The organism is Gulbenkiania mobilis (assembly GCA_004346645.1).
GTDB classification, from domain to species: domain Bacteria; phylum Pseudomonadota; class Gammaproteobacteria; order Burkholderiales; family Chromobacteriaceae; genus Gulbenkiania; species Gulbenkiania mobilis.
Map to the genome: position 1 here is coordinate 169,552 of SMDA01000004.1, position 23,901 is coordinate 193,452.

The 23,901-nt window shown below is 54.1% G+C and carries 14 protein-coding genes; 2 read left to right on the forward strand and 12 right to left on the reverse strand.

The window, feature by feature from the left end:
- The first annotated feature begins 85 nt into the window (after positions 1 to 85).
- Complete coding sequence (locus tag EV669_RS07685) at positions 86 to 886, forward strand: hypothetical protein (RefSeq protein WP_132098317.1); 801 nt, start codon at positions 86 to 88, stop codon at positions 884 to 886.
- 486 nt (positions 887 to 1,372) lie between these two features.
- Here EV669_RS07685 and EV669_RS07690 read toward each other — a convergent pair whose 3' ends face one another.
- The 3 genes from EV669_RS07690 to EV669_RS07700 form a co-directional block, all read right to left on the reverse strand.
- Positions 1,373 to 4,024 carry an NACHT domain-containing protein gene (locus EV669_RS07690; protein WP_132098318.1) on the reverse strand — a complete coding sequence of 884 codons (2,652 nt, stop codon included), beginning with the start codon at positions 4,022 to 4,024 and terminating at the stop codon, positions 1,373 to 1,375.
- 249 nt (positions 4,025 to 4,273) lie between these two features.
- Positions 4,274 to 5,476, reverse strand: coding sequence for a hypothetical protein (locus EV669_RS07695; RefSeq protein WP_132098319.1), 1,203 nt, complete (start codon positions 5,474 to 5,476; stop codon positions 4,274 to 4,276).
- Complete coding sequence (locus EV669_RS07700; RefSeq protein WP_165922726.1) at positions 5,448 to 6,488, reverse strand: nucleoid-associated protein; 1,041 nt, start codon at positions 6,486 to 6,488, stop codon at positions 5,448 to 5,450. Before EV669_RS07700 ends, EV669_RS07695 begins: the two co-directional genes overlap by 29 nt.
- Positions 6,489 to 6,660: 172 nt before the next feature.
- Between EV669_RS07700 and EV669_RS07705 the strand changes: the two genes are divergently transcribed.
- A complete protein-coding gene (locus EV669_RS07705) occupies positions 6,661 to 8,532 on the forward strand; it encodes a DUF6088 family protein (protein WP_318271385.1) in 1,872 nt (623 codons plus the stop codon).
- Positions 8,533 to 8,535: 3 nt separating this feature from the next.
- Here EV669_RS07705 and EV669_RS07710 read toward each other — a convergent pair whose 3' ends face one another.
- The 9 genes from EV669_RS07710 to EV669_RS07750 all read right to left on the reverse strand — a co-directional run bounded on the left by EV669_RS07710 (position 8,536) and on the right by EV669_RS07750 (position 23,674).
- A complete protein-coding gene (locus EV669_RS07710) occupies positions 8,536 to 9,960 on the reverse strand; it encodes a DNA double-strand break repair nuclease NurA (RefSeq protein WP_132098322.1) in 1,425 nt (474 codons plus the stop codon).
- Positions 9,961 to 9,982: 22 nt separating this feature from the next.
- Positions 9,983 to 12,199, reverse strand: coding sequence for a helicase HerA domain-containing protein (locus tag EV669_RS07715; RefSeq protein ID WP_132098323.1), 2,217 nt, complete (start codon positions 12,197 to 12,199; stop codon positions 9,983 to 9,985).
- A gap of 123 nt (positions 12,200 to 12,322) precedes the next feature.
- Positions 12,323 to 13,939, reverse strand: a complete 1,617-nt coding sequence (locus tag EV669_RS07720; protein WP_132098324.1) for a hypothetical protein — start codon at positions 13,937 to 13,939, stop codon at positions 12,323 to 12,325.
- Positions 13,936 to 15,651 carry a TnsD family Tn7-like transposition protein gene (locus EV669_RS07725; protein ID WP_132098325.1) on the reverse strand — a complete coding sequence of 572 codons (1,716 nt, stop codon included), beginning with the start codon at positions 15,649 to 15,651 and terminating at the stop codon, positions 13,936 to 13,938. Before EV669_RS07725 ends, EV669_RS07720 begins: the two co-directional genes overlap by 4 nt.
- A gap of 11 nt (positions 15,652 to 15,662) precedes the next feature.
- The gene (locus EV669_RS07730) at positions 15,663 to 17,279 is read right to left on the reverse strand and encodes an ATP-binding protein (protein WP_132098326.1); all 1,617 of its coding nucleotides are present in this window, start codon (positions 17,277 to 17,279) and stop codon (positions 15,663 to 15,665) included.
- Positions 17,272 to 19,416 carry a DDE-type integrase/transposase/recombinase gene (locus tag EV669_RS07735; protein WP_132098327.1) on the reverse strand — a complete coding sequence of 715 codons (2,145 nt, stop codon included), beginning with the start codon at positions 19,414 to 19,416 and terminating at the stop codon, positions 17,272 to 17,274. Before EV669_RS07735 ends, EV669_RS07730 begins: the two co-directional genes overlap by 8 nt.
- Positions 19,416 to 20,258 carry a TnsA endonuclease N-terminal domain-containing protein gene (locus tag EV669_RS07740; protein ID WP_132098328.1) on the reverse strand — a complete coding sequence of 281 codons (843 nt, stop codon included), beginning with the start codon at positions 20,256 to 20,258 and terminating at the stop codon, positions 19,416 to 19,418. Before EV669_RS07740 ends, EV669_RS07735 begins: the two co-directional genes overlap by 1 nt.
- Positions 20,259 to 21,053: 795 nt before the next feature.
- Positions 21,054 to 22,883: a glutamine--fructose-6-phosphate transaminase (isomerizing) gene (gene glmS / locus EV669_RS07745; protein ID WP_132098329.1), complete on the reverse strand. Its 1,830-nt coding sequence runs from the start codon at positions 22,881 to 22,883 to the stop codon at positions 21,054 to 21,056.
- Positions 22,883 to 23,674: a DeoR/GlpR family DNA-binding transcription regulator gene (locus tag EV669_RS07750; RefSeq protein WP_132098330.1), complete on the reverse strand. Its 792-nt coding sequence runs from the start codon at positions 23,672 to 23,674 to the stop codon at positions 22,883 to 22,885. Before EV669_RS07750 ends, glmS begins: the two co-directional genes overlap by 1 nt.
- Positions 23,675 to 23,901: the final 227 nt, after the last annotated feature.

The following is a 23,901-nucleotide window of genomic DNA, read 5'->3' on the forward strand; positions in this document are numbered from 1 at the left end:
GCGTCGACCCGGCAAACGCACCCTGCTCCTCGGTGGGGCAGGGTTGGCACTGCTTTTCGCTCTTGGAGCCGGCGTCGCCTACTACATGCGTCCCCCGGCCGCGACACCCGAAGCGTACACCGAGGCCATCAACCACCATCTGGCTAGCCATCGCGAGCAGGCACAGGACAAGGTCTGCCTGAGCAACTTCCCGTATGCGACCAATCCGGTCTTTACCAACGCGTCGGACACAGCCACCAATCACTGGCTAGATCTGCTGGTGAAGGCCGGTCTTTACCGGCAGCCCGATACCCTCACCGAAGGTTTCTGGACCAAGCTGCGCTACACCCAAACCGATAAAGGGCACACAGTACTGAAGGAAGGACGTTTGTGCCTGGCAAAAGGGCTGAAGGTGGAACGCATCGAATCTGTACTTCCACCCGAAACCATCGCAGGCGCCTTGGTAGGCAAAGCGGTTTTCAGCACCACCTTGGACGCGCCGGCCGACTGGGTGACCGAGGAAATGCGCAGAGAGCTGCCCGGTGAAGGCCATCTGACCGGGCAGACCCTGCTGCTGACGGTACAGGATGGCGCGTGGCAGGTCATGGATGCGGCACAGCTGCAGCGCTCGCAGATGGCGCAAGCCCCTTCCCCGGAAGCTGGAACATCGGGGCTGCGTGGTTGGTGGCAGCGACTGACCGGCCCCACCGAACCTGACGATGACGCCATCTGGACAGCGCTGATGCCGCATGTACACGGTCTGAGCCGCGAAGCGCTGCAGTTTCGCAAGGGTTCGTGTGAACGCCAAGCCGAGGGGCGTTTTCGTTGTGTCATCCACCTGGGCGATCGGGAGGAACGGATTTCACTGATGCGCGAGGGAGAGAGCTGGGTGCTGCAAGACGAGTGAATCTCGTTAGCCTCCGCCCTTCCCGGCCCCGCCTCGTGGCGGGGTTTTTGCATTGGAGCGGGCGCTGGGAAGCGCCACGCCCTAACAGCAGAACGTCCGTGCGCCGTCAGGTTGGCAGCGCACGGACGAGCGGATGTAGACAAACAATAAAGATTCATCATGCCTATAACGCAAAGCATTGTTGCGAATAGGCATGCAATCTTTCATAGACAAATAAAGATGCAGCGTGAAGATTGAGCTGTAACACAAGTCTCACCCCATGATGAACAATAAAGTTTCATCTCAGCTGAGATGCACTTGGGGCTCTTCTTATACACACGTGCAGTTCACAAGGCTGCGTGAAACACTGTACTCAAATCGCACCAGCAGAGCAGCCTCAGGGAGCCAAGTCTTCCTTGCACCCAAACACGGATGGATGCCCCCTGCACACCTTTCTCCACACCTGTAGCGGAGGCAAGAAGAGTCTTGTGCACCCAGCCAGGATGCTCAGAAATGCGCCTCAAGCTTCTGGATTAGTAGCTGAACGGTTTTTCCCTGGTTGCTGCTGTCGAGAAGGAAGTCGACCAACTCGTTGCGCAAGGCCATTCCCGCGGAGCTAGCGCCAGCGACCCCCGACCAAGGGCCATACAGGTGATCGGAACGTCCGCCAGTGCTGAACCCTACACTCTCGAAAATCTGCTGCAGTTGTTCCTGCCCGGGCGAGCCAGGTGGCATACTGCCACGGCCCAGTGCGGAGAGCCGAATGTACTTGCGCGCCTGTAGCGCGCTGCCTGCCCCAATATGCGAGGGGAAGAAGGCGCGAAGGGCGCGCCGAAGACAGGCCTCACCTCGGCTGATCAACGGTGCCTTCTCCTTGTGGGTGATGCCGATCAAAGGCTGGTCGTTTCCCGCCCAATCACCGCGCAGGAGATTCTGGATCTCTCCTTCGGTAAAGCAGCTCTGGAATGTCGCGACAACCTCGTACTCGTTCTCGCTGAAGGCGGGCTTGAACTGGCTGATGACGTTGCCAGTTCCGAGGAACGAGCAATTCCGAAACTGTAATGCCGGCTTGAACTTTGACTGGATATTGGTGATGACTACGTCGCTAAGCGTACAGGCTTCGAAGGTGATCGGCCCTTCGCAGTCGATAAGTTCGAGTTTCGAGACCTCGCAGTTTGTGAATACCACGCCTCGCATGGAAACACCGTTCAAACGGGCACAGGCTATTGACGAGTTGACGAAAAGCGACCCGTCGAGCATAAAGTCGCTGCCGCTGAACTCCTCGCCGATCGTAAAGCCGACGAATTCTTCGTCGGTAATCTCCGCCAAGGGCAACGGATTTTGCACAGGGGCGCCCAAGCGCTCGTCTCCAACTGCCGCACGCAGCGACCATTGATTGGCGCTCGCGGCCTCAATCTTGTCGGCTACGGCAGCGTTCAATGCGTCGAGCCATTCGGCGTGCACCAGCTCATCTTCCAGCATTGATGGCAGCAGCAGCTCGAAGGTGTACTTCGCACGGGTGGCGGACGCGGCGAGCTTAAGTACCTCGGCACGATTTAGTTTCCCTACGGGCGGGCAGCTCTTGAAGATTTGTGCCAGCAACGAGCATCGGATCCAGTCGCTCAGGAACTGGGGCCGGTAAGCGCCGGCAGCCTCCGTCGCGTACAGCAGCGCGTGCTTGGCGTTTTGTCGGACGATGGCCACGTTGACTTCGGGCGCATTAACGGGGTCGACGCCGAAGGCGTCAGGGATCAGTTCATAAGGGGTTGGAATGTTCGCAAGGCTCGGAGCTGACGCGATAGCTGCCAGTCCTTGGAGCACAAGCATTTGTCCTTCTACCGAGTAATTGGCCTTGGCGACGATGTCAATCTTCGTGCACTCGCGCAGGCAAGCGTAGAGCGCGGCGATAAGGCAAACGTCCCAGACGGGTGGCACGTCGAGCTTACCCTCAGGGCTTCGCAACGGGGCGCGGTTGCCTGCTCGGCGTCCGATCGCAATGGCGGCCAGGCCCTGTACAAAGAACAGCGACGGCTCCTGTGCGAGCTCGGGAAGCACTTCAATGATCCACTGGACGATGTCATCACGCTCACGCTTGACTTGGTCGTCTACCAGACGCTCGCCGACGAGGTCGACATACTCCTCGGGAATCTCCACCGGCTCAGCGCGTTGCCGCACAACCCCATCAACGACGGAGCCAACGTAGGTGCGGAAATCATCCGTTTCCAGATTGGGCAGTTCGACGCTGAAAATAGCCCACTCCTGGGGGCTCAAGTGGCGAGCCTCGGTCTTGCGACCCGAAAGAACCACCGCCGACTCGGTTGAGCGCAAACGCCCCGTCATCAGCTCCAACAAATCCCGAATGAGGTTCTTGTCGTAGCGGCCGGAGACTTCGTCGATGCCGTCAAGAAAGAGAGTGACGAGTCCCGACTTCACGGCACGAATCAGCCGTTCCGAGCCCTCCCCGACGATGCCGATGAGTTGGGTAATGCTTTCCCAAGCTACGCCAGATTCGAGAGGAAGCTTGCGGAGCGGAATGTAGATCGGGAGCTTGCCGTTCCACTGCTCTCGCATCTTCTGGGCTTGAGACGCGAGAAGAATAGTCTTGCCCCTGCCAGCTTCGGCCTCGATGAAGACCAGTCCGCTGCCCATCGTGGCGGAATCGTCTATCAGTTTGGAAAGCTTCTCAGCGGCGTTCGAATAACTCTCTCCTTCGTTGTCGATCAACCGCATGGCGATCGGCTGTGCGTGCAAAAGCGCGAGAGGCGATAGCGCCTCGTCGATCAAGGCTTGTTGCGACTTCTCGAAGGTGGCGGGCAGATCAAGCAACCTGCGGAGCGCGAAAGCCTTCGTGACCGCAGATTTACCGAGTTGTAATGACACCTGCTCCAGATCGTCGGAGCTCTTGTTTGTTTGGAGATGACTACGAGGATCCCAGTGAATCAAAACATAGTGAACCGCGAACACATCGGGCGGTAGCGGCGCGCCGAGAATGTCCGCAGCAGCCTTGAGACCATCCGGGGACGTAATTTGTGGGCGGCTTACGAATACCCACAGTTCGTGGTGATGCGTAAACGCCTGAGCGTCCGGGGCTAACTGGAGCAGTTGATGCTCCAGGGCAGACGCCAGCGCAAACGCAGTATCGAATTCGTTCTTTGACATATACTTCCCTTGATTCTTGTTGTTACAGCCTATCCTCGGTCACTAGCCGACCAGATGACGCAGTGCAGGTCGAACAGGCCGTAGCAGCTGCCAACAGCTCGGGGCCGCAGGCTAGACGCTCACTCCTCCGGCAGCCTCCAAGCTCAGCTGAGCCGGCGGTCAATCGACCATGCGTGGCGCCCCCCACCAGTAAGGTGTCTGATCAGCGCGTGGGCTGATACATGGCCACACCCCTGTTGCTAGTAGTTGTCAGAAAGCACCACGGGTCAGCATCCAGAAAACGCTGAGACCGAAGAAAAATGCGACCCAACAGATGGTGAACACAATCCACAATCCAATGCGGTGTAGTGTCGCCCGATTGGTGAGTTTGACAAAGATGCTATCCAAGCGCGCCTTGATATCTGCGTGATCTTCTTCCAACGCTTTTTTGTGCCGATCTATTTCCTCTTCAAGCACGTCCAGCGTATGTTTCTGGTTCAAAGCCGCCAACGTCAGGAAAATGCAAAAGATAAAAGCACCGGCGATCACGGCAACGTTGATCCACATCTGCCCCGTCCTTGCCGGACCGGTCAGCGCCTCCACATCCTTGAACTGGGTGGCGACGACGATAGTCGAGATCGGGATGCCCAAGAGCTGTCCTTGGATATCCGAGAAGGTCTTATGAATTTTGCCCAGATACTCGATCCGGATCGATTCTGCTTGGTCCCGTACCTTTTCGAACGAGAATGAAGCAGCAAATAGCTTGTAGCCATCGACAAAACGCTGCCGGAACTCCGCGAGGCCTCGTAGCAGCACCGCAAACCGCTTTTCCTTGGGCTGACCGGAGAGCATTTCGCAAATGGCCGTTGCACAAATCTCATGGCGCTGATCCGTGTGGCCATCTTCGAGTTTAAGCTGCGTGATCATTTCCTGTGCGATCTTCTCGTCGCACGCCAGCAGGACCTCACCATCAAACTGAATTGGTACATCTAGACGCCCATCACGCAAGAACACGATGCGTGCATTACGCGCATCGAAAATCGAAGCGGTACCTTCCAAGGCTTTAACAAATTGGTGCACGACCTGAAGCCGACGGGGGATTTCCTTGTCAGCCTCCCAACTGGCCTCATCCCGATCCACAACATACCAATGAGTAGTTTCGGTACCCGAGGCAACCTGGGTATTGCGTAGCAGCGTGTCGACATCAGGTGCGATTAGTCCAATGGCCGTTCGCACACGGCCAAAGCACAAACGAAACAGGTCCCCAACCCTGACATTATCAGGGTCACCTTCGACGACCTCGCATGGATAGTGATCCGCTTGGCCCTCATCGAGCAGCTCCCTCAGAAAATCCGCAGTAGCCTGATCAGGCACGCACAGCTCTCCGCACAGACGACCATCCCGCCATGTGCGGTCAGTCATCTGGCGGAATAGCGTCACCAGTTCAGTCAGCGGGATCGTCCGGGTTGGCATTGGCCGAAAACTCATTCGTCAGGCTTGCCAGTATATCGGCAGGCAGGTTCCGAATAGTAAGGGTTCCTTCATCTGGATCAAAATGGATGGTGTGGTCCTGGATCGCTTCACGCTCGAACTCCAACTTCCACTTCGCCGTCTTCGCTTTGAAGCGCACCAAACCATCGAGACCTCGCTTCCGTGGCACGAATCCATCAGCGATGGGAGGATCGGCTCGGGCAAATGCTGCGTTCAGGTCCCCTGGCGCTTGCGGCCATACCCTGTTCGCCAACTCTCCTAGGTCTAATGGCTCCTGTCTTTCCGCCTTGTCGGCTGCAATGTTGTTCACTTCAGTAAGCAGGCGTTCACGGCTGGCGTCATCCAGATTCTGATCCGCGGCGAACTTCTTGATGACCTTCACTAGGTTGCGTGTATCGACCAAGTCTTGCTGGGAGGTCGAGCACCCCAGGAACTTCTGGAAGTACTGGGAGACTTCCGAGTTCTTGCCACGCAAGAAGCTGATGTAACGCTGGTTCGCTCTTTCCCACTCGATGAAGTTGACTCTGCCAGCGAAACGAATCCCATCGACATCCAAGTGAGGTGCCGGAACGACCCTGAAGTTGGCATCGATCATGGTCCCTGGTGCACTATTGACGATGGCAACTACAAACCAGCGTGTCCCGTGGGCACTGAAGTCGAACATCAGTACATGTCCACCCGTCGCAAAGTTCTGTGACTCGACTTTGTCCTTTAGGATTTGCATCAGTGCGATGGAGATGTCATAGAAATCGGCATCGTCCTGATCCCGCAACTGCTGTAAGTATGGCTCGGCCGAGACAAGAGTCAGCTCCGGGTCGAACACGCCATAGCTTTTCCCTTGGCGACCGCCGTACACCCCGTGAACCGACTCGACCAACTCCCGCAATGGAGCATCGTTGACATCCAGACAGGCCGGTGCCTCCTGTATCACGGCGGGTTGCCCAGCGTCACGGTGTAGCCGGTGGATAACGGCATGGTGGATGACTTCTATCACTCCAATTACCCTTTACATTTGTTGTGCATGGTGAGGGGAAAGCAGGTTGTTTCCGTCTTGCAATGCAACTCTCTGCAACAGCCCACCTGATTACAACATCATACATCTTAAAGTCATAAATCGTTTGTACTTTTGAATTCCGTTAGTCAGAAAAATAATGTATATTTCTGACATGACTATCCGAAAAAGACTGAACGATAGGATCTCGTCCTTGCAGGCAGGACACCCTTTCGTTACGGCACAGCTGCTTGACCTAGGGAGACGCGATGCGATCGACCAAGCTTTGTCACGCCTAGTCAAATGTGGAGACATCACTAGGATAGGACGGGGAGTTTACGTTCGTACTCCCCACAATCGAACGTCTGAAGTAGAGACAAAGCACTTAATTGATCAAGCCGTTATCGCAATGAGTACGGCACATGGACTCCCCATCCAATCCAATGGGAAAGAAGCTCTATGCCGTCTCGGGATACCCGACGTTGAAGGTGCCGCAGCAGAGCATTCTGATCATTCAACTTATCCCCATACCTTCTTGAGCTCCACAGGGCGGCGAAACTTCCGCATTTGCGGTCAGGTCATCCATGTAAAGAAAGTTAGCCCTCGGAAGATTGCACAGGGAGGGACGCCTGTCGGCTTGGCGATATCGGCGATTTGGTATCTCGGCAAGAAAGGCTTCACCCCCATCATCATGGGACATATCATGCAGAAACTCACTCCTGAAGAGCAACAATTGCTTAGAGCATCGCGACGCGATCTGCCCGGCTGGGCCTTGGATGTTTTAGACCAAAACGTATCTGAGGACTATACGAATAGAGAACTGCATGAGAGCGCTACCGGTACTCTTTCGTCGCATCCTGTCTCCACAGCTCCCCAACAGATTGCCGAATTGGAAAAACGCTGGACACCCAGCACGATTGAGGGGCGCTGGAGCGGTTTCGGCCCTTACTATGCAATGTTTCCTGTTGAGTTTGCCCGAAAGGTAATTGCGCAATACTGCCCCCCCAATGGTGCAGTATTGGATCCATTTTGTGGCCGGGGAACCGTCCCATTCGTTGCTATGGCAACAGGACGAGAAGCCGCGGCGTGCGATATCAACCCTGTTGCATGGGTTTATGCAAAGGTCAAAACAGACCCGCACCCCAACTCCTCAGATGTACTCGCCAGGGCAAAAGAAATATTCGATAGCATTCAAGCAGATGATCGCATCCCTGAGAATGAATTTCAGGAGCTAGCTTGGGCACCAGATGTACTAGCCTATTTGAATGCAGCTCGCAGGCTTCTGAATTGGAGATCATCATCGATTGACCGAACCCTGATGGGTACGTTGCTGATCCATCTTCACGCCAAACTTGGCGATGGATTCTCTAATCAGATGAGACAATCCAAATCGATGGCACCAGCGTACTCAGTTCGCTGGTGGAAAGAGCGGAACATGATGCCGCCAGTGATAGATATGCTTGATCTTATCAAGAAGAAACTTGATTGGCGCTATCAAAAAGGGATCTTGATTCCAGAGCAAGAGCGGCCGCAAATCATCCTTCGTGACGCGCGTGAAGCCATCCCCACTCTTCACAGTTCATTCAAAGCTGATCTGGTCTTTACATCCCCCCCATACTGCGGTGTAACAAACTATCGCTATGATAATTGGATCCGCCTTTGGCTTTTAGGTGAAGGACCGGCAGTTGCATCTGGCGATACCAAACAACGTTATGTCAATAAGACTGCTTATAAAGAACTGCTAAATGAAACATTCAGTGCATGCAGCAAGGTTACCAAAGAAAATGCAGTCATTTATGTCAGAACGGATGCAAGACAATTTACTCTAGAAGCAACTAAAGCTGCACTTTGCTTAGCATGGCCTGATAAAGAAATGTTCTTCATTCATGATGGTTTTAAAAAGGCAACACAAACTGCCCTTTATGGAGACAAAAGCAAAAAACCGGGAGAAGTTGATCTCTTGCTTCTGCCTAAAGGTGCCAATTACTCACATGAGATGAAAGAAGAGTCCCAAGGTTTGATAAATTTACTAAAAACTTTCAAATAAATCTTAAGTATTATTTATTCCAACATGCTCTCTGGCTAGCATATCTAGTACTTTTTCACCCATTTTGAGCGGTATAGCTGCCTCAGAGTGTGCAGCAATCAGAGGGATCACCGCATTGGGGTATCGCATGGAGACTAGGAGATCCAGCAGGTCTAAAGCATCTGCTAGTCGAGGGAAAAGTTCTGGGCTTGCCTTCTTTCTATCATCTTGCTCAGGCGAAAGGATAGCGCTAATCCCCACGATCATTGCGCCTGTAGAGGTTTTATAAAGAAATGGTCTTCCATAATAGGTATCTTTCCCATGAGGCTTGTCGCTTTCGCTGGGAACGATGTACTTCTTGATGTATTGATCGTCAATGAGCATAACCGATTGCTTGGGAATCCGCCCCGGCTGATAGACTCTGAACTCATCGGGATCGATTTGCTCTTCTGCCGCAAGCTTCCGCTCTAGCTCAAAATCACGTTTCGATTTGGTATCCAGTCGGCACCAGTGATCGAAAAAGCGCCCGCTTTTTTCGATACCAAATACAAGCATATCCTTGCCCGTTTTATCACGGACAAGCTTGTTGAGCCGTGCTAGCTCTAATTTGATAGCCTGACTCAACCACGCCGGATGGCCAAAAACTGCTAAGCTTCCATCCATCACAATGGCCGTATCTTCGAACATGGACCAGTTACCGCTGTCTTGACACAAGCGCTCCATATGACGAAGGAAACCAACGAGCAAAAGATGTTCTAGAACGCGCATCACTTCGCCAAAGCTCTCACCATTGCTATTAGAATCCGTAAACCGCTCGTGAATTCGAAGCGAGTCCGTCAAATAAACGTCATACTTACCGCATGCGCATTTTCCCTTACTGTAATCAGGCTTGAATGAATCCTTGGTTTCGCATAAGTCCATCAGAGGGCACTGCAGCTCGCTCTCAGTTGGTTTCCAAGCCAGCAGCGCTTCATAGGTCTCTAGCAGTGTTTCTGACTTGTCGGCAGGGCGGGTGTTCTTGAGCAACTCGTACCAGCTTGAGCGAAATGAAGAGCGCGCATCAGGAAAGTCCACATGGATCATGTTAGAGCTTGGCAGCACGGCGGTCAGTGGGTACGAAGACTGCACCTGATTAAATTCAACCGGATCAATCGTCGTTTTGCTCGATGCCTCGATAAGCTTCTCGACCTTGATTAATACGGTTGCGATGCTGATAAAGCTAAGCTCCGCGCCAGGAAACCCTTGATCGTATTGCAGCTCTTGGTGACTACCATCAATCGCCACGACATATCTTGGTTTCCATTGGTTGCGTTCTATCATGCAGCCACAGGCTCGCTCGTCCTCCGGGTACTCAGGTTCCTTGAAGTTTTCAAGCAACTTCTTAATTTCAGGATTTTCAGTAAATCGACCTAAAATTTTATGCTGTGCAAATTCATTGACAAAAGGCATAGTTATACTCACTTATATAAATTCAATTTGCAGGCTGCACTATATTCAAAACAAACCGTTCAATTTGAACTGGATTTACATAAGGGTTACTAAGCATCTTTGCCCTCAAGAAGCCTCTGTTCTGCGCATGCAAGATAGAATCTTCAAAATTTGCAAAATCATAAAATTTCTTCAACTCCCTGGTTTCATCTGTGTTATTTAGATGCGAAATAAACCAGTTGGCCGTATTTTTGAGGATATTTTTCTGGATACTCGATACTTCTTGTGTCGCATAGACCAGACCAATCCTGTACTTACTACCCTCCTTGGCCGTACGCACCCATACATCCTTCAAATCGTCTGCTTTACTGGGCGGCAGCAGGTTATGCGCCTCTTCAACGTAGATCAAAATGTCTTTTGGTGTTTCGCCGGCAATAAAGGAGCGTTGATTACCCTTGAAGACCTGCCACATAATTCTTCTTGCAGCAGCTTCATTTAACGAAGGCTCACCGCCAGCCTGATCAACAATAACCAATTTTCCCTCTAGCAAATCATCATATATCTGCCTAGCAAAATCGCGACTGTTATCACCATCATGATACTGCGCCAATCTAGCAACAGACTTCGCACCATTTCCATATCTAAACATTTCTAAAATACGTGACACATTCTGATCTGCCCATGGCTCACCCGTACTACTTTTTTGAACATACTTAGTATTAAACTCAGAATATCCACTATCTTTGCTTGAAATAAAATTCGATAAAATTTCCAAGGCACTACTTAGCTTTTCCCAAGTAAGCTTACTGACATTAGCAGGGTCAAGTATGTCAGCAGCCACTGAATATGAAGCTTGCTGAGACTCATCCGGGCTAGATCTCATACTTTGAAGAAGGTCCTTACCAAACAATCCGTTGCCACCTAAACCTAAAATATCTGGCTTTGAGATAGTATTTGGAGCATCAAGATCTGCTTTCTTTAGCAATGCCCGATAAATCAATACGAGTCTTCTGTATCGTGTTTGCTTACTTGGATCTGAAATATTATCAGGAACTGACAAATCTACTTCACAGAAATTTTTCACGTACTTTGCCGGATCATCGGCAAGGAGATCACCCAATATCTCTTTGCCAACACATAACATGTCTAGATCCTCTACGACCTTGTTGTAGTCACTCCAATCGCGCACTTTGTTACCAAAAGCATTGATCTGAAGAAGACGACGATCAGGATCATTCTTTGGCCTGCTTAAGCCGTATGTAACAACCTCGTTCTTTCCTTCGTATCTTTCACGCCAAACATTTTTCAAGGCATTCGCCTCAACATCAGCACCACCTTGAGTATTTTCGTTGGCATATTCGCCGTTATAGTCGAATATAAGTTGCCCAACAGCAACCGGATCAGATGGCGAGTTTCGTAAGTGATAGATAGATCTCGCAATAATCTTCGTTGTATTTGATTTACCGGTACGACTCATACCAAAAAGTGCAGTGCGTTGCGCGAGTAGATCGACAGGAGAAATCTGTACGGGTACTTCATCGACGCCTTGCATAGAGCGATTGGTACTTGCATAGCGTACATGACCAATCTGCACTGTAAAATCTTTAAGCGGGTGATCCGGGGTAAATGTTGAGTCTCTGAAATTAACAATACTTTCCAACGCTTCTTTTACTGGCTTGTACACTTTCAAGCCACTGTTAGGATAAAAGTTATTGATATCAGAACCAAATTTCAGCTCCAAACTATCGTCGGAAGCTTTTCCCAAATAAAAAGTACCAACCACTTCACATTGCAATCCCGCAAAGGAAAGCTGATAGCGCGTATAGCTATCCATATTTTCAATAGCTTCCCAATGCTCACTATCGTTCCCCGTCGCACGACGCGCAGCCTCGGCACGAATAATCGTATCCATCATGTCGCTTGGGGTCGGTGCAGCCCCTATCACCCGCAACAGCAATACACTGGCGTCGTCCTCTTTCCAGTTGATTGGCGTTTTCCAATGCTGGATTCTGGAAGCAACCAGATAGCTAAGGTGTGGAATTCCCCCTACCGTCTTACGGTGATGGTCATGTACTTGAACTGTGATATTTCTGAAATCCATTCGGAGTGTTTCGCCCACATACTGGTCTTTCTGAACAAGGCACCCCAATAAATGCTTAGCATCTTCTTGTTCTGCTTGCTCGTGCTTTCTCTCTACATCTTGTTTTTCCTGCTCACCGCGCTGTTGAATTATTTCAAATGGATCCAGATTGTTAGCCATGATATTTCCTGACATTTATAAATTATTTAACACATCATCCCAATGCAAAAATTTATAGATTTTGCATTAATCACCACTTTACAAATTGATCACATTCAAGATCAATTACTCAACATACTCCTCTCACCATGAGCCTAATGATTTCTCGATACGGTACAATAGCCGCTTAGCTACCTGCGCCAAGTAAGGCTTTGAATAGCTGCTCAAATTTCGCTTGAGTAATCGTGGTAGCCGATAAACCGTAGCCAATGGAGATAACCGCTCTTCAAGGTCATTGCCCCAATGCCCCCCGTTACACACTGCATCCATGAGAACTTGGTTGATCAGCGCCTCCAATGCGGCTCGGTTCAAGGGCTGGTTTTCTCTGAGGGCCAAGGTTGAAATGGCACGATCACCGGTACGGTCGATATCAATTACCACTAGCTCCGGTCGGTTGGCAGATGAAAAAATGGCGACCAGGCTTACACGTGAGCGTCGTTCCGCAGTTGAGAACGCTCGCCCTGGCGGGAGCTTGCAGAGTGTCATCGCCAGCTCAATATTCGGGCGCAATGCCGCCATGAGCCTTATAACGCATGCCATTGGCCCCAGCCGGCCCAGTTCCTCCCAACCCACAGCCTCCAGGAACTCGAATTCAATCGGCAAGACATGGGATATGGGTATCTGCTGGGCAACGCTGACGGTGGTGACGCGCCGTAACCGACCCTGCGACGCGCGCCCTCCGGATTTCCTGCCCGGCTTGGTGGTCGGCTTCTCGGTCCTCCAAATCCTCGTAGCAGCCACCGGGTTGATAAAATCTGCTCGTCGCGAAGGAATAGGTACTCCTGCCTGGCCTCTGTCTGTACGTGAACCGGTATCCTCCACCTCGGTTCGATAGTGGGAAGAACCATTTTCTGAGCGTGGGCCCGACTGTCCACTGCCTTTTTCGGATTCGACCAATTTTGGTCGATAGACAAGGGAAGGATGAGAGAACGAAAGCTTTCCGCAAGGTACAGATCGGCCGGACAGATGTTGCAATTCAAGAACCAGCCATGTGCCATTGTGCTCAATCCCCCTGAATGTCCATGTCGAATTAGGGATATCAGGGGGAACAAAGCTGACATAGGATTTACCAACCGTTTCCGCATACACGCTCTCCCAACTAGTGCGGGCGGACTTGTCATAGGCCAACCAAGCGAATTCCTGCACGAAGCTCTGACTCAGCAGCCGCAAGGGCATATCACCGCTGAAACTCAGATGTAGAGGCTTTCCAAACTCGAATGCCTGTTGTTGATGCAACGTCATCAAACTGCCAGGTACCATCAGCGCGTTGGCCATCGTCTTGTTGCACGCAAACAGAAAACGCACCAGTTCTGCGGTAGGGATGAAGATGACCCCTTGCTCAGTTGCATACTTCAACAAATGTTGCACACCGCCACGATGAGCTCCAAACGAATACAACCCAGCAGGAAGCCGGTCAGAGCCAACCTCCTCACCCTCGGCTACATTGGGGATCGTGGCAGTTCCCGTTACGCCTCGGGAGTGAAACTGCAACAGTTGGCCATCTTCAAAATGTGCACCTAGTGTCAGCATTGGGTACATCCCAATAGGCAATGATCGGACCCAAAATTTTCCGGACAGCATGCCGCGCATCACCACCCGGATCTGCCAACCAAGATCGGTTTGATGATAAAAGCCGGCCAGCCAATAGACCTCTAATATCTCCAGTTCGTGCTCGAATGCACCGATCACCAATCCCGTCATGATCGTTTCGCAAAAGCGCCAAGATCAGGGAAATTGAGTTCAATTTCTTGCGGAGAGAGATGCCGTAACCCAGCCTTCCTCTGCACACGCCAGGGCATGGGAGTAATCCCTTGCGCCTGAAGTTGAGCAACCGCCCATTTCACACGGCGCAGACGAAAAGTCTCAACACTTTCAAGAACCTCTTGGATAGCTGTGGCTGTGAGCGGCAAATAGGCAAATTTCTTCTGTAAACAACCAGGGCGATCGATTTGCCGCTCTAGCCGTGTCTTGCTCACGCGCTGGGGAGGATCGATCGCTCGAATTACCGCCGCGGCGGCCAAGACTTTTTCTCGCCACACCACATCGAGCTGATCGCTAACACTGTCAGGATGATTCGTGCGCTGGCGGGCCCGTTTTGTTGGGGCCGATATGCGTGCATGTTGATTGCGGCATTCCTTCGGAGAACCTAACAGCAGCCACCGAGGAGAAAGACCCAACTGCACGCACTGTCGGCGAACGGTGTTGGCATCCACATGCAGCAACCGAGCTGTGCTTCGTAAGCTCTCCCCGCTTCGTATCGCCTCACGAAGACCGATCTCGAAAATGCGACCGTATGCCAAAGGCCGATGCCGGTCACTGACCAATCCGTCCTCGTTTACATGCCGGCAATACTGATAACCACAATCACAGCGGAACACTCCGATCGTCCACTTGCGATTGCGATGGGTCGACACCGAGTGAATCAGCAATTGTCCCTGGTGCGGCTCCAAAGGATTCAAGCAGGGCCATGGACCACGCCCGAACGGCCCCTCGATTTGCGGGCAACAATCTAGAAACTGCTGCAGAAGCAGATGATATAGAGGGTGTGGGCTCCCTCCGCGCTTACGGCTGAATACAGCTGACCACAGATCAAAGCCCGCATGTACTTTATTTCCCAACAGATGACGGAGCCATTCGAGCCGGTGGAATTGCAGAAACTGCTCATTCAGCCGGGCCAGTGCCATCTTTGCATTCCCGCGTAAAAATCCTCGGTCAACTAGGGCATCGTGATAGTCAGAACGCCATTCCTCTGGTGCTCTCGGCGGGGGCATCTGATTCAGCAATGATGTGCTTCGTTGGGCAAGATCTTCGATGCGCTGCCATGTCGAAGACGACCGCTCAATACTCGGTGTCTCGCCATGCTGGCAGTTGTCCCGCAAGGCAGCGATAAAGGCATGTGGGCTCTCACGACCAAGCCGCACCTGACTCAGACGGAGCGGCTCACCATGATCAATGCAGACCAAAACACCCGGCAACTGGTGCGATCGACGCCAATACAATTCACCAAGCGTCGCATCCATCTCGTTTACACATGCAGGGCAGTACCGTAACTGGGAAATAGCCGGAACTAGCGTTGCGGCCAAACCCAACCGCATATGCAATCCAGCAGCTCCATTCTTGGTCATCGCCAGCAGCGCATCGTGCCTTCTGATTTCATCGCTAAATGCCAGGAAATACGGGTAGAGCGTCAACTCGTAGACCATCCGCTGGCTGCTCAGGCCCCGCTCAGGGGGAATGCGCCGTACCAGCCGAGCGAGATGGCCGGGCAGATCCAGGCTGGCATGAACATGCCGATTGCCGAATAAGTCTTCGAGGGTCTGTGTAGGGCTCGTTGAGCCGGTGTGACGGTGATAGCGCGCCAGTACGCTGTAGAGCAATTCATCTCGGTAAATTTGCGGGAAATAGCTCAGCATGGCGCCATCCTTTATGCCGCGAAATCCGCTAACGGTGATTTGATCACTCCGCGCACCCTCAGCGCCTCATAGGCACGCAATCCTTGCTGACGCCCCTCCTTCGTAATGAACCTCAAATCGTCGTCTTCAAGTACAGTGTCTTTTTTTGGCTTACCCTGCCGGCGTGTCGGTTTGGCTTTGTTCGGCACCGGTGCTTGATGATTACTCAGGATGCGACCGATCAGTTCCTTCGGATCGGCATTGGGGTGTGCGGCCAATGCATCGCTGACGAATTGCCCGGCAATTGCAGACTCCATACCCAGATTGACCAGCACCTCAACCACTTTGTCGCGCGTGTCATCCGGCTTTCGCACCAGTACACGGGCCGATATGGTCGATTCGCTTTGCGTGGATTGCAGCGTCCAGGTATCGAACAGCCGCTGAACATGTTCATGGAGCGGCAGTAAATCATCGAACTGACTTAACGCCTTGAGGTTGCCGGATTTCAGCGCAGCAATCATCGGCGCAATGATCTTGAAGTTCTCTCTGGCGACATACCGAATCAGCTGTGCATCAATCCGCTCAGGCCGATTTCGCACAGCCCGCATCTGAATCGCATACTTCTGCGTCAACATGTACAGATTGATGACCACGTCGACGATCCCCTGGCTTTCCTCATAGAGTGCCGTCCGGATTTCGTCGTCAAGCGGGGAATATTCCCGGGTCCACTGCAATTGCCACATGTGCTGGATAAAATGGTCCCAGCTGGCATTTTTCGGCATACGCTCCCAGACCATGGAGCCCAAGCCACTTGCACGGCGCGCCTGCCGGAAATCCTTCTGCAGCAGGGGCAAGGCACTCAACGTGCCGATGAAAATCATGGGGATCGCCACCAAGTTGACCATCCGTACCAGGAAAGCCATCAAGTCTTGCGATGTCGTCCCGCTGTTTTCCTGGATGTTCTGGATCTCGTCGATCACCAGCACGCCGATTGCATGCAAACTGGCAATCTGGGCCATATGCACCACCATCGCGCCGGCGGCCGTGCCAGACCGGCCATACTTCGCCAGATAGTTGGTCCCCAGCAGCCGATCGACTTCAGCAAAGAAACTGATGCACAGGTCCTTATGTGATCCCCTGGAAGGGCACTCGAGCTTCAGCCAGACAATCTGATGCAGACTGAATGGCTCGCGGTGATAGATCACCTGATCGTACAGCGACAGCACCCGCTCCATAGATTTGGTTTTGCCGACGCCCGAGCAGCCAACTAAGGCGAAACTCGCCGCGGTGTTGCCAACCTGGTGGCGACTGGCCGTCAAATCCTGCTGTTCGATGCGTTCGTAGTTATTCTGCAGATGGCGTATATAATCCCCATTTGCGGGATTTCTCCCAACATATCCCTGCCGTAGCAGCATCGCAAAATGCTGCTCAAGAGCCAGATGCTGTTCGAGCGGCTCGAAAAACCGTTTCAACCGCAACAGACAATGCGCACGAATATGATCTGGGTAATTCCGTTCGGCATCCTCGTGGATAGCCGGCACGCCCAATGCTTGCACGCTGTCCGCTGTCGACAAGATCGACGGCAGCCGCGCAATAAAGGGGTTATCCCGGTATTCGGGAAGCCAGAGCGAGTCTTGGACCTCAGTCATCGGCATCCCTTTCGGGTTTCAGGCTGCTGAGAATCTCGGTGATACCAGGAGAGGACAGATCATCCGGGACATTCGTGCGCAAGGGGATTACCTTGGCGGGCGTCTCTGCCGGCGTGGTAGGAGGTAGGAACCGCTCAGATTGACGTGCGGCGTGTTTCTCAGCTGCCCGGTTCTCACGCACCTTCGCGGTACGCTCCTGGTTGGACTCAGTCGTTTCAGGCTTCTTGGCATCCGCATCCGCGACAATGGCCTCGATGCGCGACGCCAAGTCGGCGGAGGACAGCGTTTGGCGTGGCCGCGCCGCCTGTATCTGTTTACTCTCCTCAACCTGTCGCAGGTCACTCTCCCACACCGACATTCCCTGATCTGCCCGGCTGCGGTCGGTCAAAAAACACTCTTGGTAGCCATTGGCGGCTTCCGCGTCGTGCAGGTAGATCATGTCGGTGGAAATGGGATCGTAGGAGATATCGACGTTCCAGCGGCCGCGCTGGCGGGCGGCGTCAAACCAGTGTGATTCGATCGCTTTGGCACAGCTATAGTAGCGACCCTGGAATTTGAGCCCGAAGGTTGTGACCGTCGCGGAGGCGGTCGGCAACAGGCTGAAACGCACACGTTTTTCTGGCCAACGCCGCAATGCGCCACTGCAATTGGCAATGCCCCATTCCCACAGATCGATCGGAATCGGCGGCACCTCATCGCGAACCATCTGCGACGAACGGTCATAGCTGGTCAGCGCATGCGAGTTGTTGTAGTACAGCACGCATTCGATGATCACCTGCGTGAACTGGTCGATATCCAGCGTCGCATCCAGCCGGTAATCCCGCCCGCCGCGCGCCCGAAAATCGGTTTCGATATAGCCAGGGGTATAGGCCTTGAACTTGGCCGGCAACAGTCGAAAACGCTGTTCGACGATGCCCTTCCAATCTGCGCGGAACGGCGCTGTATTCTCGACCAGAACGTTAAAGTTGTTGATCAGATTCTCGATATGGCGCGCTTCGATCTCGCCTCGGTCACCCAGCAAAATCCCGGGCAGGAAATGACAGGGCCAGTCGGCCTCTTCGATGTCGATGTTGAAGCGCTTGCAGAACGCCACCTTGTCGCCGGCCGTATTGGCCAGCGCTAGCATCGCCCCGATCCAGGACGGCCCCTCCAGCCCCACGTAGATACCGACGATCATGCGGCTAAATACGTCGATGACGACATAGAGTACCGGCCGTCCGATGATGCGGCGTCGATTGGCACGTGACAGCAAATAGACGTCGGCCAAAGTGGCGTCGATCTGGTATCGTGAAGCCGGTCCCATCACCTCTGCCGCAGACGTCCCGATCAGCCCGCGCATATCCTTGTCGTACACCCGAGGCGTCCTGCGCTTCTTTTCAATCTGCTCGCGCCCCTGGCTGTCCAGCCAATAGCTGAACTGCCGCAGTGTCGGCACGCCGTCAGGCGTATCGTCGACATGCGTCACCAAGCCGGTCTCGGGATCGATCACCTTGGAGAAATAAAACTCCTTCAGCATCTCGTGGTAAGTGGACGTGATCGTGAAGCGCTTGTTCTTGATATAGCTGCGCTGCAACGCGATCCGAAAAATCGCTTCGTCCTCCGCGACGCGGTTTCGGCCTGGTTCCTCACCATATTTGCGCGGGCGACCCAGTTTCTTTGCGCCTGCCTTGCGCGGCATTCCCTTGGCGCCGGAATTCAGATAATCGGGCAGTAGGGCATTGGGTATTTGGCCTCGTTGCCAATAGCGGCGCAGGTATCCATAGAGTGTGCTGTGGGCGGGAGCACCCTGGCTCAACATAGATCGAATCAACCGCCCGCGTTTCTGTGAATCAAAAATGGCTGGGGTGTGCTCAACAAGCGGTTGAATAATCTGCCAGGCTTTATCTCGAACCGCTTTCTGCTTGTCGCTGCGCGGCACCATCATCTGAGAATGGAAAGGATCCTCTGCCAGAAGTTGGGCGCGATGTTCTGCCAGGTCGGCGAGCAGCACCGGATATTCGCGTAGAACGGGCATCGCCGCGGCTGCATGGATATCGATCAGGTAGGCAATGGTCTGAGCAGGATGAATCCACAAGACCCTGAGTTCGGATGGGCCTTCCGGCAAAGGATAGGTGACGATGTCATTGACCAGCAACATCAGGCGCTCCTGGGAAGATCCGGTTGCACCGACTGCACCAGTTCAAGCGAAGTCATCTTGTCCAACGGATCGAACTTTCGATCCAGATTCATGAATAAGCGCTTGTTCGCCAGCAGATAGCGGATGACTGTAAGCCCCTCGCCAGATTGGAATCCCAGGGTTTGCTCCAGCCAGCGGCAATAGCCCTTGATGCTCATCTCACCGGCCGCGGCGAGGTGGGTGCAGAACGTGTCGATACGATCGTCCCAATAGCCGTCATAAGGCACCTGCGTTCCGTCCAGCGAGCGCATCGAATGTAGCCAGTGCAGGTTCTGAATACGCTCTGCCGACAATTCAGCATCGGTCACGATGCCCCAATCGACACCCTTTCTGGTCCAATAGCGGCGCTCGATCTCAAACTTGGCGATCGTGCGCTCATCGTCCAGATCCTCAACCCGTTTGAAGGTCCGAGCCAGAAGATGGGTCTTGCCATCGATGACCACATCTACCAGAAAATCGGTCGTCATCACCAAGTCGGTCTGGGTATGGTTATCTCGCGGATGAGGTACGCCGATCTCGACAGCAATCTGCCGAGTAACGTCTCGATCAAGTGGAAACTGCTCACGAATATCCGCAACGCAGTCTTCCCAATCGAGCATCAGGAACAGTCCGGTTTCGCCGTCGGAGAGCAGATGATGGATCCGACCGGTATGCCAGCCTTGAATACGACTGACGCGGCCAGAAGAGGGAACATCGTGAACAGTCAGCCAGGGTTGGTAAGAGACAAATTGGCCCGCGCCACGGCCTTCGGCAAGGTAACGCTGAATCTTTGGCTCATCAAAGTCGTACCGCCGCTTTGCCATAAATATCCCCAATGACTATGGGTGATCATAAACCTCACCTTCACTGTATGACAATGGATAGCCATGGTGTTTTATCGATTTTGCTTATGAATGCCAACTTGAGAGGCAAGCCAAGCTAAACGATAGGACCGCGCATCATGCAAAGCGTGATGCCAAGGATGCTCAGGTCGAGCGTGATACTTCTCAACAGCATGGTGATACGTCCCAGTGTCGATCAATGGCGCTAGGTCCAGACGCTGCGAAGCAAGGTTGGGGGGGTGGTCACCAAGGAGGGCCAACAAGAACTGAAAATCTCTTTCTGCATCGCAAGCCACGATACAGTTACGCGGCGCCGCGGCCATCCATTGACGAAGAGACTCTCGGGCCTCTACCCACCTGAGGCGGGATTCCTGCAGAAGTGGCAAAACCTCTCGTTTGACGAAGGGGGAACAATCTTGCTCTGTCCAACCGTCGGCCAATTCCGCATACCACCCCCTGCTGCCATCCTCTGCAACCAAGGCCAGCGAAATCAGCAGAGGGCTGCCAACATGGTTCCCTGTGTACTCAGTATCAAGAAACAACCGCATCCTATTGCTCATTCATTCGTCTATAGACGCTCATTTCTGACAATACACGATTGCTCCAGCACCCCGCTATCTGGCCGAGGCGAGACATTAAATGCCACCGCTAAATGCAAACAGCCCGGCAAGGCATGCTTACCGGGCTGCAATCAAACTTTATTGTCTGTGATGAAATTTTATTGTTTACGATTCAACTTTATTGCTCGTAAACAGCGGACTTAAGACTACTGCGCGGTTATTCCACCGTCACCGCTTTGGCCAGATTCCGTGGTTTGTCAACGTCGGTGCCACGTGCCAAGGCCGCGTGGTAGGCGAGGATCTGTACTGGGATCGCATGCACCACAGGCGAGAGCACACCCACATGGCGCGGGGTACGGATGACATGCACGCCGTCGGACTCGCTGAAGTGGCTGTCGGCATCGGCAAACACGAAGAGCTCGCCGCCCCGGGCGCTCACTTCCTGCATGTTGGACTTCACCTTTTCAAGCAGTGCATCGTTCGGTGCGATCACCACCACCGGAATGGTGTTGTCCACCAGCGCCAGCGGACCGTGCTTGAGTTCGCCTGCCGGATACGCCTCGGCATGGATGTACGAGATTTCCTTGAGCTTGAGCGCGCCCTCCAGAGCAATCGGATAATGCAGGCCACGGCCGAGGAACAGCGCATTGCTCTTCGCGGCAAAACGGTCGGCCCAGGCCTTGATCTGCGGCTCCAGGTTGAGCACGTGCTGTACGCTGCCCGGCAGATGCAGGAGTTCGTCCAGATAACGCGCCTCATCGGCCGGCGAAACCTTGCCGCGCAGACGGCCGAGTGTGGCGGCGAGCGCAAAGAGCGCCACCAGCTGGGTGGTGAAGGCCTTGGTGGAGGCAACGCCGATCTCGGCTCCGGCACGGGTGTAGAACACCAGGTCGCTGGCGCGAGGAATGGCACTCTCGCGCACGTTGCAGATCGAGAGCGCAAAGCGGTGCCCCAGTTCGCGGGCGTATTTCAGCGCTTCCATCGTGTCGAGCGTCTCGCCCGATTGCGAGATGGTCACGACCAGATGCTCGGGGTTGGCAAATGCCGCACGATAGCGGTACTCGCTGGCGATCTCGACATCGCACGGCAAGCCGGCAATGCTCTCGATCCAGTACTTGGCGGTTAGGCCGGCATAGTAGCTGGTGCCGCAGGCAAGGATCTTGACACCCTGCACCTGCGGCAGGATGTGCTCCCCGTCCGGCCCGAACAGCCTGGCTGAAAAGCCGGTGTCACGGATGGCCTCCAGTGTGTCCGAAATGGCCTTGGGCTGCTCGTGGATTTCCTTCTGCATGAAGTGGCTGTACGGGCCCAGTTCCAGCGAGGCGAGCGATACGTCCGACACATGTACCGCACGCTCGGCTGGTTGGCCATGCTTGTCCAGAAGCACGATGCTTTCGCGTGTCAGGCGCCCCAAGTCTCCTTCTTCCAGGAAAATCACACGGCGCGTCGCGGACAGAATGGCAGAAACATCCGAGGCGATGAAGTTCTCGCCCTCGCCAAGACCGACCAGCAGCGGGCAGCCCATGCGCGCGCAGACAAGTTCATCCGGACGATCCAGCGCAAGAACCCCAATGGCGTAGGCACCGGTCAGCTCGCGGGTGGCCTGTTGCACCGCCTTGAGCAGGTCGCCTTCCTGCAGATAGTAACGGTGTACCAGATGCGCGATTACTTCGGTGTCGGTCTGGGAGGTGAAAACATAGCCGGCAGCCTTCAGCTCGGCCCGCTTCTCCTCGTGGTTTTCGATGATGCCGTTATGTACTACGGCGATCAGCCCGTGGGAGACATGCGGATGCGCGTTGTCTTCGGTCACACCTCCGTGCGTCGCCCAGCGGGTGTGGCCGATGCCCAGTTGGCCGGACAGGTCGGCAGCGACGGCCGCCTGTTCCATCTCGGCTACACGGCCTACTCTGCGTACGCGGGTAATGGTGTCGCCGGTAAGCACGGCGATGCCCGCCGAGTCGTAACCGCGGTACTCCAGCCGCTTCAGGCCTTCCACCAGTACCGGTACTACATTGCGTTTGGCGATGGCGCCGACGATGCCGCACATTATCTTCTCCTTGCATTGAGGTTGGCCGAAGGCGCGCAGATCAGCGTGACGCCTTTGGCCAGAATTCGGTCCCTGTACTCACCGGACAGGGCGTCATCGGTCACCAGGGTATGGATGCTTTCCCAAGGCAACTCGAGATTGGGAATGCGACGGCCGATCTTTTCCGACTCGACCATCACGATGACTTCGCGCGCCACCTCGGCCATCACGCGCGACAGGCCCACCAGTTCGTTGAAGGTAGTAGTGCCGCGCTCCAGATCGATGCCGTCCGCGCCGATAAACAGCTGGTCGAAATCGTAGGAGCGCAGCACCAGCTCGGCCACTTGCCCTTGGAACGACTCGGAATGTGGGTCCCATGTGCCCCCCGTCATCAGCAGGGTGGGCTCGTTCTCCAGCTCGCGCAGTGCACCGGCTACATTCAGCGAATTGGTCATGACCACCAGGCCGCGCTTGTTGCCCAGCAGCGGAATCATGGCGCGGGTGGTGGTGCCACTATCGATGAGGATGCGGTTGTGGTCGCGGATGCGCGCTGCCGCCGCGCGGGCGATGGCCTGCTTGCGCAGCGACATTTGCTCTGCGTCCTCTTCCGCCACCATCTCAGTGGGCAGACACACGGCGCCGCCATAACGGCGCAGCAGCAGGCCACCGGTTTCCAGTAGGGCCAGGTCCTTGCGGATGGTGACTTCGGAGGTGTCGAAACGACGGGTCAACTCCTCCACACTGACCTCGCCCTGTTCCTGCACCAGAGCGGCGATGGCATGACGGCGTTGCTGGGTATTTCGTTTCGTCATTAATTTGTTTCGTTTCGAAAGGTTAAATCTTAACAGCCGCTTCCTATCGGGGCAAGCATGACCGCGTGGACCCTGTGCCGGCTGTTACCACACCTACAATAGCGGGGCCCGGCCCGGTGCTACCCCACCCAGGGCCGTACAGACGCGGCAGAAACATGAAACCGCAGAGGCGCGGAAAAGGAAGGACATGAAGAGAGGGCTATGGACAGCGTGTTCCTTACTTGTCC

Excerpts from the sequence above, each read along its gene's own strand:
- EV669_RS07690 (WP_132098318.1), bottom strand. The coding sequence starts at position 4,024 with ATGTCAAAGAACGAATTCGATACTGCGTTTGCGCTGGCGTCTGCCCTG.
- EV669_RS07685 (WP_132098317.1), top strand. The coding sequence starts at position 86 with ATGCGTCCCCCGGCCGCGACACCCGAAGCGTACACCGAGGCCATCAAC.
- EV669_RS07715 (WP_132098323.1), bottom strand. The coding sequence starts at position 12,199 with ATGGCTAACAATCTGGATCCATTTGAAATAATTCAACAGCGCGGTGAG.
- EV669_RS07705 (WP_318271385.1), top strand. The coding sequence starts at position 6,661 with ATGACTATCCGAAAAAGACTGAACGATAGGATCTCGTCCTTGCAGGCA.
- EV669_RS07710 (WP_132098322.1), bottom strand. The coding sequence starts at position 9,960 with ATGCCTTTTGTCAATGAATTTGCACAGCATAAAATTTTAGGTCGATTT.
- EV669_RS07725 (WP_132098325.1), bottom strand. The coding sequence starts at position 15,651 with ATGCTGAGCTATTTCCCGCAAATTTACCGAGATGAATTGCTCTACAGC.
- EV669_RS07730 (WP_132098326.1), bottom strand. The coding sequence starts at position 17,279 with ATGACTGAGGTCCAAGACTCGCTCTGGCTTCCCGAATACCGGGATAAC.
- glmS (WP_132098329.1), bottom strand. The coding sequence starts at position 22,883 with ATGTGCGGCATCGTCGGCGCCATCGCCAAACGCAATGTAGTACCGGTA.
- EV669_RS07740 (WP_132098328.1), bottom strand. The coding sequence starts at position 20,258 with ATGGCAAAGCGGCGGTACGACTTTGATGAGCCAAAGATTCAGCGTTAC.
- EV669_RS07735 (WP_132098327.1), bottom strand. The coding sequence starts at position 19,416 with ATGTTGCTGGTCAATGACATCGTCACCTATCCTTTGCCGGAAGGCCCA.
- EV669_RS07720 (WP_132098324.1), bottom strand. The coding sequence starts at position 13,939 with ATGACGGGATTGGTGATCGGTGCATTCGAGCACGAACTGGAGATATTA.
- EV669_RS07695 (WP_132098319.1), bottom strand. The coding sequence starts at position 5,476 with ATGCCAACCCGGACGATCCCGCTGACTGAACTGGTGACGCTATTCCGC.
- EV669_RS07750 (WP_132098330.1), bottom strand. The coding sequence starts at position 23,674 with ATGACGAAACGAAATACCCAGCAACGCCGTCATGCCATCGCCGCTCTG.